Here is a 13,771-nt window from a genome sequence, read left to right on the forward strand (position 1 = left end):
TAGGTCCTCAGACTCTCGCGGTCAATATAGATCCAGGGTTGTATCGAAATCTTACATCACATTGAAAACGTTAAGATAGAGTTAACCGTTTTCCCGCAATACGTGACCTGCAAGGTACAGCGATCCACATATCAAAACACGCGCGCGTGGTGATCCTTTGGCGATAGCGTCAAGCGCTGCTTCAACGCTGTTAGCTTCATGTGCCGTCATGCCCGCAGCATGCGCCGCGTTGGCGGTGACCTCGCTTGGCAATGTGTTTATCTCACCTGGAATGCTGACCGCGTGTAAAGAATGCACATGCCGTGCAAGCGGGTTCATGTAGCCGCTCACGTCTTTCGTATTCAGCATACCGCAAATCAAATGCGTCTCGCGCTTGGGGAGTTTGTCCAGCAAATCAGCGATTGCCAACGCAGCAGACGCGTTGTGTCCACCATCAAGCCACAGCTCAATGCCCGGCACGCTCTCTGCCAGCGCACCGCTTTTCAGCCTTTGCATACGCGCGGGCCACGTCGCATCCGTCATCGCAGCTGCGCAAGCATCTTCACCGAACCCAAGAACACGCAAGCCTGCAATCGCAGCACCCGCGTTTTGAACCTGATGCGCCCCCAAAAGCGCGGGCATCGGTAAATCCAAAAGCCCTGTCTCATCTTGATAGATGAGACGATCCCGCTCTGTGCTGACGTGCCAATGCTGACCGTAAGCTAAAACAGGCGCACCAAGTTGGGCGGCCTTCGCTTCGATCACATCAAGCGCCGTATCCTCTTGCGGGCCAACGATGCACGGCACCCCACGTTTAATGATGCCAGCCTTTTCCCCCGCGATCTCTGGCAACGTCTCACCAAGGAACTGCTGATGATCGATCGACACAGGCGTGATAATCGTCAATGCGGGGCTATCGATCACATTCGTCGCATCAACGCGCCCACCAAGGCCAACCTCAAGCAATGTATAATCCGCATGCTTGCGCGCAAAGGCGAGCATGGCGGCGCAGGTCGTAATCTCGAAATAGGTTATGCTTTCACCGCCGTTGGCGCTGTAGCACTCATCCAAAATCTCGGTGAGATACGCTTCAGAAATCAGCTCTCCCGCGACTCGGATGCGTTCGTGAAAACGCGCAAGGTGCGGCGAGGTGTAGGCATGAACAGACTTACCTGCCCCCTCAAGGCCAGCGCGCATCATTGCTTGCGTGCTGCCTTTGCCATTGGTCCCCGCAATATGGATCACAGGGGGCAGTTTGCGCTCTGGGTGATCCAAAGCTGCAAGCAAACGTTCGCAACGATCTAGAACCAGATCAATAACTTTAGGATGCAGCTTCATCATCCGCTCTAGGATGACATCGGAAGAGGCTGCGCTCACTCTTTGGTGCCCTCAGGGTTTGAGGGGGCGAATTCTACAGCCTCACCATTATCAGCGTTAGCCGTTTCGACATCCGCCTCAACCAAAGCAGTAAGTTCTGGCTTTGGTAAATCCCCCATTACAGGCGGTGGCATATGCATGAGCATTCGGATGATCTGAACCAACTCCGCCTTCATCTCTGTGCGCTTGGTCACACGGTCAAGCATGCCATGATCAAGCAAATACTCGGCGCGCTGAAAGCCCTCAGGCAATTTTTCACCGATCGTTTGCGCGATCACGCGTGGCCCTGCGAAACAAATCAACGCATTCGGCTCTGCGATCTGCACATCACCAAGCATCGCATAGGACGCGGTAACACCACCCGTCGTCGGATGCGTCAGAACCACAATATAGGGTAAACCCGCCTCTTTCAGCATTTGCACCGCAACTGTCGTGCGCGGCATTTGCATCAAGCTAAGAATACCCTCTTGCATGCGTGCTCCGCCAGCAGCGGAGAACAAGACCAAAGGCTTGCCCGTTGCAACAGCACGCTCAGCCGCCGCGATAATCGCGTTGCCAACGTACATGCCCATGGAACCCGCCATGAACGAAAAGTCCTGACAGGCGGCGATGATTGGCGTGCGGCCAATCTCACCCTCGGCCACAAGCATGGCTTCTTTCTCGCCCGTGTCTTTTTGGGCAGTTTTCATGCGATCAGGGTATTTCTTTTGATCTTTGAACTGCAAAGGATCTGCAACAGGCTCTGGCACCTCCACCTCAGTAAAGATTCCGCCGTCGAACAACGCCTCAAAGCGGTCGCGCGCCGTGATGGCCATATGATGCCCGCAGGACGTACAGACATTCAGATTCCCGCTGAGTTCGCGGTGAAACAGCATCGTGCCGCATTCGTCACACTTGGACCACAAGTTCTCCGGCGTTTCGCGGCGCGAGAAAATCGAGTTGATCCGTGGACGGACGTAGTTGGAGATCCAGTTCATCGCAGTCCCTTTCCTGCGTTATTCTTTCTTTTGCAGATAAAGGCCCTTTGCCCCAATTGCAATCAGCGCCGCAAAGCAAGACGCGCTGCGAGCCAAGTGACCAGCATCATCGCAAAGTCTATGGGCAAAAGCGCGCGCACAGCTGCTTCGTCACTTGCGTCAAACGGATAATGAAATAGCGCAAGCCCTGACATTTCCCCCTGAGGTGCAATGATCAAAAGCGCCGCAATATTGTTGACAAAATGCATCGCGATCGCAGGACCAAGCGTGCCTGAACGCGCAGTCAAATCCGCTGCAAGCACACCGAAAACCGTAGCCCAGATCACGACAAGCCAAGCATTACTACCGTAGCTTTGGGGTGCATAATGCGCGAGGCCAAAAAGCAACGATGGGATCATCATCCAAACAAACGGACTGTTAAATCGTGCAGCAAGCTGTTGCTGGATATAGCCGCGAAACAGCACCTCTTCTGCGCTGGTTTGGATGAAAACAGCGACGAGTGCGGGCAATAGAAACCCAGCCCACTGTGCAAAGGGTAGCCCAGGCTCCAAAGCAGGTTCAAAACCGTAGGGCGGCAGCACCATCAGCGCAGCAGTCACTAAGAGCAACGCCACCACAACAAATTTTGCCTGCAAAAACGCAATGGTTGGAGAGCCAATCAACGTCTCAGGCCGGCGCAAATGAAGAACGATCACAACCGCTGCGACCGCAATCCACACCAGACCAAACGAATAAAGCAAAACAAGCATGCTTTGTGGCAACAAGAGCGTTTCGAAGTCGTCATAAAGTGCCTGGTGGCCCTCTTCGCTCATCACATACGACAAAAACTGCCAAAGAAGTGGCGAGCACAGCATGATCACCGCAGTCGCAAGCGCAAGTCCCACAATCAAACGCCAAAGCTCCGAACGTTCGCGCGCAGGGGCAACGAAACGCGCGTGTGCGGAATAATCAAAAGAGAGGAGAGTCTTCAACATACGCCCTATCTAGGCGCGCGCACAGCTAGGTACTAGTGGGCATTTCAGCTTTCGACGCGGCAAGGCGCAAGACCTGCCAGTAGCTTCGCGCAATTTGCATCTTGTCACCATAACCGCGCGCCACCATCTGCTCATGCATTTTTGGTAAACGATGGCAAGGAACGTGCATAACCAGATGATGTTCTAGATGGTAATTCACATAGTAGGGCGCAAGAAAAAGGCGCGTGATCGGTCCCGCATGGGTCGTGCGCACATTACGCAATGGGTCGTCGCCCTTCTCCACAACACCATGCTCTGCGATGTTGCGCACGCGCAAAACCAACTGGAACCACGTAAGCAGCGGCAACGCCCAAAAAGCAAACCACCACCACCAAGCGCCAAAAGCCCACATCAAAACAAAGATAATGGCGTTGGCGATCACGGCACGCCCGATCACAGGACCCGAAAACGCCTGAGCAAGATCTTGCGAGCTTGGTGCGTTCTCCACCTCACCCGCCATTTTGAATGCGAACATGATCTGTTGGCTACGCTGCCTGAAACCCGTTTGCCCTGTAATGTCTCGGATCAACTTGCGCTGCATCGACGCTTTGGTCGTTGGAAAAGGGGCAGAAAGCTTGAGATCGGGATCTTGCTCCGTTTGCGTATAGCGATGATGCTTGAGATGGTAGCTGCGATACTCATAAAGATCCGCAAGAATTGGGCGCCCGCAAAGCCACTCCCCGACAAACTCGTTCAGTGCGCGTGTCTTGAACATCGCCATATGTGCCGCCTCATGCATCAAGATCGCGAGGCCCAGCTGACGCGAACCGATGACAGTAAAAGCCAGCGCGAAGGTAACGATGTTCGGGGTGAAGCTGAACAAAACAAGCGCCGCGATAATAACACCCCAGCAATGCAAAATCAGCCAAACGCCCCAAAGGTCAGAGCGCTGCGCAAGGGGGCGGATCTCTTCAGATGTAAAAAAGCGTTCTTCGGTCGTCATAAAACGATCTTCATCGTTTGAGTTGTAAGCTGTCAAATCTAACGCTGTGTCACACAAACGCTTCGGGTTGTTTTTGAGTGTCACTCCATTGGCGAGGAGATTGCCCATAGGCGCGCTTGAATTTTCGATGAAACGCGCCCCGGCTCATACCTGCCCGCGACCAAGTCATCCACGCTAATCCGCGCGTTCAAATTGGAAGAAATGTCCGCAATCCATCGCGAAACAGCATTTCCGACGCCGAAGGCTTGCGTCGCAACTAAACCTGCCTCGCTTTTTAGAATCGCATAATAAACTTCGCGCAGACGCACACATACGATTTATCCGGATGGAACTCTCTGAGCTGGCGCGTCTGCGTGTTGCCGCCGCGCAGGTTCTAAGGGCGCTCCACGGGCCCACAGGACACATGGAAAGTGTCGGGCCCGTTGGGAAGGCAACGCTGAATTCCCACGCTTATGACAAAGCTCTAGGAGTTTCAGAAGAAGCGGCCGGTATACGTTGGACGTTTTCAGACTAAGTTGGCAATGCCAAAGCGACCCGCTTGAGTCACGTCGCACCTTGCGGCGCTGCCTTTGCTGATTTATCCCCGTTCCAAAGCATTTCGGGAGCCCTTCATGACCAAGTTCGACAAAAGCAAATTGCCCAGCCGCCATGTGACCGAGGGCCCTGCCCGCGCGCCACATCGGTCTTACTACTACGCTATGGGTATGACGGAGACGGAAATTCACCAACCCCTCGTTGGTGTCGCAACATGCTGGAACGAAGCAGCGCCATGCAACATCTCTTTGAACCGTCAGGCGCAAGCAGCAAAGATGGGCGTCAAAGCTGCTGAAGGTACGCCGCGCGAATTTACGACAATCACCGTCACAGACGGCATTGCAATGGGCCATGAAGGAATGCGCTCTTCCCTTGCGTCGCGCGAAGCGATTGCAGACACGGTCGAACTTACCATGCGCGGGCATTGCTATGATGCGCTTATTGGCCTTGCAGGATGCGACAAATCCCTTCCTGGCATGATGATGGCGATGATCCGTTTGAATGTCCCGTCCGTGTTTGTATATGGCGGTTCCATCCTTCCGGGTCGCGCCCCTGAGGGTGCAAAGGTTCCAGAAGCCTACGTTGATCGCGATTTGACCGTGCAGGACATGTTCGAAGCAGTCGGTCATCAGCAAAACGGCACCATGTCAGAGGCAGAGCTTGAGATTCTCGAGCGCGTTGCCTGCCCATCCGCGGGTGCCTGCGGTGGTCAGTTCACAGCCAACACAATGGCCTGTGTGTCTGAGGCGATTGGTCTTGGTCTGTTGAATTCCTCCGGTGCCCCCGCGCCATTCGAGAGCCGTGATGAGTATTCCAAAGCCTCTGGTATGGCGGTGATGAACCTGATCGAAAAGAACATCCGTGCGCGCGACATCTGCACACGCGAAGCGTTTGAGAACGCAGCGCGCATCGTTGCATGTACAGGCGGCTCCACGAACGCAGGTCTGCACCTGCCAGCCATGGCGCATGAAGCGGGTATTGATTTCTACCTTGAAGACGTCTGCGACATCTTCCGCGACACACCTTACTTTGTAGACCTCAAGCCAGGTGGGCAGTACGTTGCAAAAGACCTCTATGAGGCGGGCGGGGTTCCTGTTGTTCTCAATGAGTTGCGTCGCGCTGGCTTGCTGCATGAAGATTGCATGACCGCGACCGGCTATTCCATCGGCGAAGAACTCGAAAAGCACACGCTCAAGGCCGATGGCCGCGTGGTGTATCCTGTTGAGACACCCATCACCAAAACAGGTGGCGTTGTAGGCCTTAAGGGCAACCTTGCCCCTGAAGGTGCAATTGTGAAAGTCGCGGGCATGGCAGCACAGCATCAGCGTTTTGTCGGTCCTGCGCGTATCTTTGAATGCGAACAAGACGCTTTCGAAGCTGTTCAGAACCGTACCTATAGCGAAGGCGACGTCTTCGTGATCCGCAACGAGGGTCCAGCTGGTGGTCCGGGTATGCGCGAGATGTTGGCGACAACTGCCGCACTTTCTGGGCAAGGCATGGGTCTCAAAGTTGCTTTGATCACCGATGGTCGCTTCTCAGGCGCGACACGCGGCTTCTGCGTTGGTCACGTCGGTCCAGAAGCGGCGCATGGCGGGCCAATTGCATTGCTCAAGCAAGGTGACATCATCACGCTCGACGCTGTTGAAGGCAGTCTGGACGTTGATGTTTCTGACGAAGAGATGGCGAAACGCCGTGCCGAGTGGAAAGGCCCACGTCAGACAATCTATGCATCCGGCGCACTCTGGAAATATGCGGACCAAGTTGGTGAAATCTACAAAGGCGCGGTCACGCATCCGGGCGGTAAGGCAGAAAAGCATGAGTATTGGGATCTGTGATCTCACCAAAGGCCAAGCCCGTCGTTTGGGCTTGGCTTTGGTATGTTGCGCATCGTTAAGTGCATGTGTGGGTGGCGAAGGTTTTTCCTTTGCGCCCAATGGCGCTGCTGGGCCTGAAAACTCTCAAGCTGATAGAGCCTATGCGAAATCTACGCAGGTCACCTTGGCGCGCGGGGCCGTTAAGCTCAAAGCGCCCGAAGGGTTTTGCATTGATCCAGCTTCAGTCAGCTCCGGTCTACGCGGCAGCTCTGCAATGCTTGCAAAATGCTCCTCCTTGGATGGCAAAGGCGCAGGTGAGGATACCGCTGTCATGAGCGTGCAGATCTCTGCGCGTCGTGGAAGCACCGCAACTGCACCAAGTGGGCAAGACTTGATAAACGCAACACGTCCGCGTCGTACCCTTCAGTCCAAACAAAAAGGCGATCTCGCGCTTATCCAGATCGCAACTGGCGGCGATGAAGTCTTCTCTGCTGCTGATCCGGTCCATTGGCGCGGCGCAACCGCACTTAATACGCGGCTTGTGCTGTTAGGGCTTTTTGCGCCGAAGGGATCTGAAATAGCCTCTGATGAAGGTGCAGAGCTTTTGGCCTCCCTCGCGCGCGGTATTTCTGCGACACAGGGGTCTTTGTTGGGACTGGGACCAGCCGCTTCCGATGCTTCAAGCGAAACTGATGCAAAAAATCAAGCTAAAGATGTGTCTGAAAATTCCACAACCGAAAAAGTTGAACCAACAAAAAAAGGTGGCCAAGGCTTCATTGCCCGTTTGTTAAACCGCTCTTAATTTGGTTAAGGTACGTCCAAGAGCAGTTGATCAGGCAGGTAACTGAATACCATGGCAGCGAACAAACAGTCTATGCTGAGCAAATTGTTGTTCAAGCGTTCGGTACGACGCTGGGCACGTATTGCTGACGGTGCAAAAAGCGCGCACATCTCTGCCTTGCGCAAGCAGCGAGCCTCTGCGCGGCGTCTTTTGGTCCATCTTAACCGCTTTGTGCATGTGGCAGACAACCGCTTGGCGCTGCCCCTGATTGGCAGTCAGGCCATTCAAACCTCACACGATTCAGACTGGGCTTGGCGCCCCGAAGCATGGAGCGGCCCGCTTCCAGTGCAAGGCATGGCCACAGTTCCAAGCAAAGCGATGCTCGGCAGCGAAATTTCGATGCACCATGATTGCGAATTATCCGAGCTGTCGTTGCGCCAATTGCGCAATACCCGCGAAGCAGACTTGGCACCCTACGGTCTGCGCATGGATGTTTTCAAATTTGATGGCTCTTTCCTGTCCTTAGTGATTGATTTCCCTGAAGCGAGCGTTGTGGGTTTGCGCCGCAAACATTTAATCCGGTTGGAACCCATTATTGAAATGGAAAAGCCGCTTGAAATATTTGCGCGCTTAAACATCAAGCACGGGCCAAATACAGAACAGGTCGTTCGCGAACTGCCCTTGAACGAAAAAGTCCCAATGGTGGAATTCGATTTGGCTTACACCAAGCTAAACGAAAAGCGCATCGACAACATGTGGCTGGATTTAATCTTTGAAGGCCCACAGATGAACCAAGTGACTCTGCGGGATCTCACCTTTAGCAGACGCCCTCGCGCTGAGATGTAAAAGCCATGGCACCGCAAACCCAAACAACTGAAAGAGCAGCAAAATGAGTGCATTTGAACTAAGCAAAACGCGCCTGTTTGAGGGTGTTTGGGAAGGTGTGCTGACAGCGATTGATGAAAACGGGACGCAGCCGGACTTGGGTGTGACGCACTTGGACAAACCACTGGGCGAGTTGCAGCTCAAAGAGACCAAAGAGCCAAATCAATGGGCGGTGCGCATTCCGATCCCCATCGAATTAATCGGTGACGGTGCGCAGACTTTTTTGATCTTTGATAAAGACACAGGCGAAACGCTTGATAGTTTTACGATTATTTCTGGCGATGCTGTGAGTGATGACATCCGTGCGGAAGTTGCGCTGCTCAGGGCTGAATTGGACCTCGTCAAACGCGCCTTTCGCCGCCATTGTGTTGAGACAACTTAGACCCCTGACGCCCATATAAATTACGTAAAGCAAATTGACGCGGCGTTTAGGGTGACTCCGCGCCATGCCTTGCGCACTCTCATACCAACTTTGGGAGATATCTATGACCACCTATCCGCATATGCTTGCACCGCTTGACCTTGGCTTTACCACTTTGAAAAATCGTGTGCTGATGGGATCGATGCACACCGGTCTTGAAGAGAGCAAAGACTGGAACCGTGTCGCAGAATTCTATGCAGAACGCGCACGCGGTCAGGCAGCATTGATCGTCACAGGTGGTATGTCCCCAAGCAAAGAAGGCGGCGTGTTTCCCGGTGCGGCGGGTCTGTTCAGCGACGAAGATATTGCCAACCACAAGATCGTCACCGATCGCGTCCACGAAGCAGATGGCAAGATCGCGATGCAGATTCTGCACGCAGGGCGCTATGCCTATGGGCCTGAATGCGTCTCTGCGAGCGCGGTGAAATCGCCGATCTCCCCTTTTCCGCCTAAAGAGTTGGACGAAGAAGGGATTGAAAAACAGATCAACGACTTCGTTGTCGCCGCAACACGCGCGCAACAAGCGGGCTACGATGGGGTCGAGATCATGGGCTCTGAGGGGTATTTCCTCAATCAGTTCCTTGTCACCCACACCAACAAACGGACGGATCGTTGGGGTGGCTCTTACGAGAACCGCATGCGCCTGCCTGTAGAAGTGGTGCGCCGCGTGCGCGACGCTGTCGGCACCGATTTCATCATCATCTATCGCCTCTCAATGATCGACCTTGTGCCCAACGGCTCCACTTTTGACGAAGTCATCACGCTCGCCAAAGCTGTCGAAACGGCAGGTGCAACAATCATTAACACCGGTATTGGCTGGCACGAAGCACGCATCCCGACCATTGCAACGTCCGTGCCACGCGCAGCGTTTACTTGGGTCACGAAAAAGCTAATGGGCGAAGTGAGCATACCTGTCATCACCTCCAACCGTATCAATACGCCTGAGGTGGCCGAAGATGTGATCAGCAGTGGCGCGGCAGACATGGTCTCTATGGCGCGGCCTTTCTTGGCCGATGCGGAATTTGTCAGCAAAGCGATAGACGGCAAAGCCGATCACATCGCGCCGTGCATTGCATGTAACCAAGCCTGCCTAGATCACACCTTTGGCGGCAAGATGACATCATGTTTAGTGAACCCGCGTGCATGCCATGAAACGGAACTGACGATTGATCCTGCTGCGAAAGTTAAGAAGGTCGCTGTCGTTGGCGCAGGGCCAGCAGGCTTGAGCACAGCCATCACCGCCGCAGAGCGCGGGCATAATGTGACACTGTTCGATCGCGCCGATGATGTGGGTGGCCAGCTCAACATGGCAAAACAAGTGCCCGGCAAGGAAGAGTTTTGGGGACTGGTGGATTGGTATCGCACCATGCTTGAGACAAGCGGAGTCACAGTCAAACTGAACACTGAAGCGAGCGCAGATATGCTTGCTGACTTTGACGAGGTGATTATCGCAACAGGTGTGATGCCGCGTGATCCGGGCATCCCCGGACAGGATGCACCGCATGTGCTTTCGTATATAGACGTGCTGCGCGGTAAGGCTGAGGTTGGCAAACGCGTCGCGATTATTGGCGCTGGCGGCATTGGCTTTGATGTTGCAGAGACCCTTGTGCACGAAGGCACAAGTCCCACAGTTGACCTTGACGCTTGGAAAGAAGAATGGGGCGTAGGTGATCCCTCCGAAACACGCGGCGGTCTTGCACCTGCAGGCCCTCAACCGGATGCACCGGCGCGCGAAGTCACGCTTCTGCAACGCAAGGCCACTAAACACGGCAAGGGATTAGGCAAGACGACAGGCTGGATCCACCGCGCTGCGCTTAAAATGAAAAACGGCAAAATGATTGGTGGCGTAAATTACGAACGTGTTGAAAAGGGTGGGCTTTATGTCTCCTTTGGTGAAGCGCGCGAAAACCCACAGCTGATCGAAGCGGATACGATAGTGCTTTGTGCTGGCCAATTACCCGAACGTTCCCTTGCGGATGCGCTAGAAGCAAAAGGTGTCGCCTGTCATGTGATCGGTGGCGCAGATGTCGCCGCTGAGTTGGACGCAAAACGCGCGATCAACCAAGGAACACGACTAGCAGCCGCGCTTTAAATCTAAACCGTGGCAGGGGGCCAGCCCCCCTGACCCCCCGGGATATTTTTGGAAAGAGGAAACAGACGAGTTGTTTCCCCGCCGCAAACGATCCGCGACAAAACCCCAGCATTGTCCCGAGAGCGCCCCAATCGCGCCCTGATTGTGGTTGATACCTGATCCTCGAACACAGGAACGCAAAGGTAGACACGAATGGATCGCCTCACAGAAATGGAAGCCTTCGCCACGGTCGTGGATCAAGGTGGATTCACGGACGCTGCTAAGAAAATGGGGATTTCAAAATCCGCAGTTTCCAAGCATGTTTCCTCACTAGAGGCGCGCCTTGGAGCTCGTCTTTTAAATCGCACCACACGACGTGTGAGCCCAACCGAAATCGGCCTTGCTTATTACGACCGCGCCCGCCGCGTGCTGAATGACGCTGGTGAAGCCGATGCCTTGGTGACGTCCATGCAGTCTGCACCGTCTGGATTGCTGCGCATCTCTGTTGCGACAGATTTCGGGGTCAATCACCTAAGTCCAGTTTTAGGGGATTTCCTTTCTGAGTTCCCCGATATCACCGTCAATATGGTCTTGAATAACCGCTATGTTGAGTTGATTTCCGAAGGCTTCGACATGGCCGTACGTATCGGTGAGTTGGAAGACAGTTCATTGCGCGCACGCAAATTGACTGAGACCACAAAGCGGATGATCGCCTCGCCCGCGTATTTCGAGAAATACGGACGACCCGAGAAGATCGACGATCTGAACGATCACAAGTTGCTCCACTACTCAAACCAATCCAGCGGAAATGTTTGGAAAGTGACAGCACCGTCCGGCGAAAAACGTCAAATTCGCACCGCCGGTTGGCTCAGCGTGAATGATGGGCAGTCTTTGTTGAACGCTGCAATCGCAGGCCTCGGCATCGCTTATCTGCCAAGCTTTCTATACTCAGAAGCAATGGAGCAAGGTTTGGTTATCGACGCAATCCCAGAGCTTCCTACTGAAACCCAGGGCATCTACGCCGTATATCCGCCCGGTCGTTTCACACAACCAAAAGTACGCGCCTTCATCGATTTCCTTGTACATTCGTTTGCAGCAAAAGGACCCTCTGAGTGGTAATTTCGCTCAAGCTTTTGAAATCTCCCCCCGACCCGACTGGCCCTGTTGCTTTACGCATCAGGGCCATTTTTTATGTTGTCAGGAAACTGATGTTCGTGCCGCCAAACTTACGGGTCTCTCGCAGTTCACATTCAAGCGGCGGCGCGATAACTGCGCTCTCCTCCCATAAAATCAAAGCATCCTCAGCAATCCAGCCGCCAGTCAGCGCGCTTTTCAAAGCCGCTTCACCCATAGATTTCCCGTAAGGTGGATCGAGAAAGATCAAGCCATAGGGTGCATCTGGATTTGTCGGCAAACGCGTCGCATCGCGCGCAAAAAGCTTGGACATTGCTTTACAATCGCACAGCGCAATATTTTCACGGACGAGACTTTGACCTTTGCGACCCGTCTCCACAAACGTGGTATAGGATGCGCCACGCGAAAGCGCCTCAAGCCCCAAAGCGCCAGTGCCTGCGAAAAGATCAAGACAGCGCATATCCGTGATCGGGTCGCCGTAACGACCACCCGCTAGTACGTTGAACAAGCTCTCGCGCACGCGATCTGTCGTAGGACGCAAATGCGCACCAGCGTCGCCTTTGCCAACGTAGGCCAACGCACGACCACGAAAAGAGCCCCCAATAATCCTCACGCTTTGAGCAATGCTTTCATGTCGGTCTTTGGATCGGCGATGACATTAGGCGCTGGTGATTTACCAGCTTCGATCAGGCGTTTGCCAATCATATAGTTTCGCGGATCGTTCATCGCATCGACGGCCAAAAGCGTTGGGCCTTGATAGTACCAAAACGATACCGCAGCACTATTAGGATCACGACGCGCGACGACGCTGTCATAGCCAACATTCAAACCTGCGATCTGGAGTTTGACGTCGTATTGATCGGACCAGAACCAAGGTTTTGGCGTGTAGCTCTTGCCCGCGCCCATCATGTTTTCTGCAACTGCTTCAGCCTGATCAATCGCGTTCTGCACACTCTCTAGACGCCGCCGCGCACCGCGAAGCTCAAAGGACGCACAATCACCTGCAGACCAGATGTTCGGGTCAGAGGTACGGCCCTGCTCATCCACCGCAATACCGTTTTCGATACTCAAGCCAGCCTTTTCCGCAAGCGCGCTATTGGGCGTAATGCCAACGCCTACGATAACAAAATCAACATCAACCACTGTGCCATCGGACAGGGTCGCGCCACTCACGTGACCCTCACCATCGAGGGTCTTGAGACCCACGCCCTCCAAAACATTCACACCATGTGACCGATGCAAAGCCCGGAAATAATCAGACGTGTCAGGCGCTGCGACCCGTTGCAAAATACGCTCTGCCATCTCGACGACGGTCACTTCAACGCCCATCTTGCGCGCAACGGCTGCCGCTTCTAGCCCAATGTAGCCACCACCCACGATCAAAGCGCGTTTACCTTCAACAAACAAGGATGCCATCGCGTCAACATCTGCCAAGGTGCGCACGGTATAAACACCACCCAAATCACCACCAATGGACGCTGGCAGCGTATTTGCAGACGATCCAGTTGTCAGCGCAAGTTGATCATAAGGGACCGCTTCGTCGCCCAAATGCACTACGCGGCGCGCAGTATCAATCGACGTCACGGGCGTACCCATCTTCAAGGTGATCTTTTGATCCGCGTAAAAGCTTTCTGGTCGTAAAAACAAGCGCTCAAGTGACATATCCCCGAGCAAATACGCTTTGGACAAAGGAGGACGTTGATACGGCGGCACAGGTTCCTCACCGATCAAAGTGATCTCTCCCTCAAAACCAGCACTGCGCAGCTTGGCGACCAGCGAAGCGCCCGCTTGGCCTGCTCCGATAACGACATAATGTGCCATAAACACGTGTCCTTCTTGAAT

Annotated in this window: 13 protein-coding genes; 6 read left to right on the forward strand and 7 right to left on the reverse strand. The window is 54.1% G+C overall.

What is annotated here, in order from left to right:
- Positions 1–81 precede the first annotated feature (81 nt).
- The 5 genes from ACTG3Z_RS03805 to ACTG3Z_RS03825 all read right to left on the reverse strand — a co-directional run bounded on the left by ACTG3Z_RS03805 (position 82) and on the right by ACTG3Z_RS03825 (position 4,458).
- A complete protein-coding gene (locus tag ACTG3Z_RS03805) occupies positions 82–1,356 on the reverse strand; it encodes a bifunctional folylpolyglutamate synthase/dihydrofolate synthase (RefSeq protein WP_439141333.1) in 1,275 nt (424 codons plus the stop codon).
- Positions 1,353–2,333 (reverse strand): acetyl-CoA carboxylase, carboxyltransferase subunit beta, encoded by a 981-nt coding sequence (accD, locus tag ACTG3Z_RS03810; RefSeq protein WP_439141335.1) that lies wholly within the window; start codon positions 2,331–2,333, stop codon positions 1,353–1,355. The genes ACTG3Z_RS03805 and accD overlap by 4 nt, the downstream gene beginning before the upstream one ends.
- A 62-nt stretch (positions 2,334–2,395) precedes the next feature.
- Complete coding sequence (locus tag ACTG3Z_RS03815) at positions 2,396–3,307, reverse strand: lysostaphin resistance A-like protein (protein ID WP_439141337.1); 912 nt, start codon at positions 3,305–3,307, stop codon at positions 2,396–2,398.
- A gap of 25 nt (positions 3,308–3,332) precedes the next feature.
- On the reverse strand, positions 3,333–4,289 hold the full coding sequence (locus ACTG3Z_RS03820; protein ID WP_439141339.1) for a fatty acid desaturase family protein: 957 nt from the start codon (positions 4,287–4,289) through the stop codon (positions 3,333–3,335).
- A gap of 49 nt (positions 4,290–4,338) precedes the next feature.
- Entirely contained in the window at positions 4,339–4,458 is a 120-nt protein-coding gene (locus tag ACTG3Z_RS03825; RefSeq protein ID WP_439141341.1) for a helix-turn-helix transcriptional regulator, read from the reverse strand.
- A 442-nt stretch (positions 4,459–4,900) separates the two neighbouring features.
- On the opposite strand from ACTG3Z_RS03825, the gene ilvD reads away from it, so the two are divergent.
- The 6 genes from ilvD (at position 4,901) to ACTG3Z_RS03855 (ending at position 11,914) form a co-directional block, all read left to right on the forward strand.
- Positions 4,901–6,658, forward strand: coding sequence for a dihydroxy-acid dehydratase (gene ilvD / locus ACTG3Z_RS03830; RefSeq protein ID WP_439141343.1), 1,758 nt, complete (start codon positions 4,901–4,903; stop codon positions 6,656–6,658).
- Positions 6,639–7,439, forward strand: coding sequence for a hypothetical protein (locus ACTG3Z_RS03835; RefSeq protein WP_439141344.1), 801 nt, complete (start codon positions 6,639–6,641; stop codon positions 7,437–7,439). The genes ilvD and ACTG3Z_RS03835 overlap by 20 nt, the downstream gene beginning before the upstream one ends.
- Positions 7,440–7,490: 51 nt before the next feature.
- Positions 7,491–8,264, forward strand: coding sequence for a DUF6478 family protein (locus tag ACTG3Z_RS03840; protein WP_439141346.1), 774 nt, complete (start codon positions 7,491–7,493; stop codon positions 8,262–8,264).
- Positions 8,265–8,307: 43 nt separating this feature from the next.
- Positions 8,308–8,685, forward strand: coding sequence for a hypothetical protein (locus tag ACTG3Z_RS03845; RefSeq protein ID WP_375265393.1), 378 nt, complete (start codon positions 8,308–8,310; stop codon positions 8,683–8,685).
- 103 nt (positions 8,686–8,788) lie between these two features.
- The gene (locus ACTG3Z_RS03850) at positions 8,789–10,816 is read left to right on the forward strand and encodes an FAD-dependent oxidoreductase (protein WP_439141348.1); all 2,028 of its coding nucleotides are present in this window, start codon (positions 8,789–8,791) and stop codon (positions 10,814–10,816) included.
- A 192-nt stretch (positions 10,817–11,008) separates the two neighbouring features.
- A complete protein-coding gene (locus ACTG3Z_RS03855) occupies positions 11,009–11,914 on the forward strand; it encodes a LysR family transcriptional regulator (protein WP_439141349.1) in 906 nt (301 codons plus the stop codon).
- 70 nt (positions 11,915–11,984) lie between these two features.
- Here ACTG3Z_RS03855 and rsmD read toward each other — a convergent pair whose 3' ends face one another.
- Both rsmD and ACTG3Z_RS03865 read right to left on the reverse strand, forming a co-directional pair.
- Positions 11,985–12,542, reverse strand: coding sequence for a 16S rRNA (guanine(966)-N(2))-methyltransferase RsmD (gene rsmD, locus ACTG3Z_RS03860; protein ID WP_439141350.1), 558 nt, complete (start codon positions 12,540–12,542; stop codon positions 11,985–11,987).
- On the reverse strand, positions 12,539–13,750 hold the full coding sequence (locus ACTG3Z_RS03865; protein ID WP_439141352.1) for an NAD(P)/FAD-dependent oxidoreductase: 1,212 nt from the start codon (positions 13,748–13,750) through the stop codon (positions 12,539–12,541). The genes rsmD and ACTG3Z_RS03865 overlap by 4 nt, the downstream gene beginning before the upstream one ends.
- Positions 13,751–13,771 lie beyond the last annotated feature (21 nt).

Source organism: Planktotalea sp., assembly GCF_965659345.1.
Classification (GTDB): Bacteria; Pseudomonadota; Alphaproteobacteria; order Rhodobacterales; family Rhodobacteraceae; genus Planktotalea.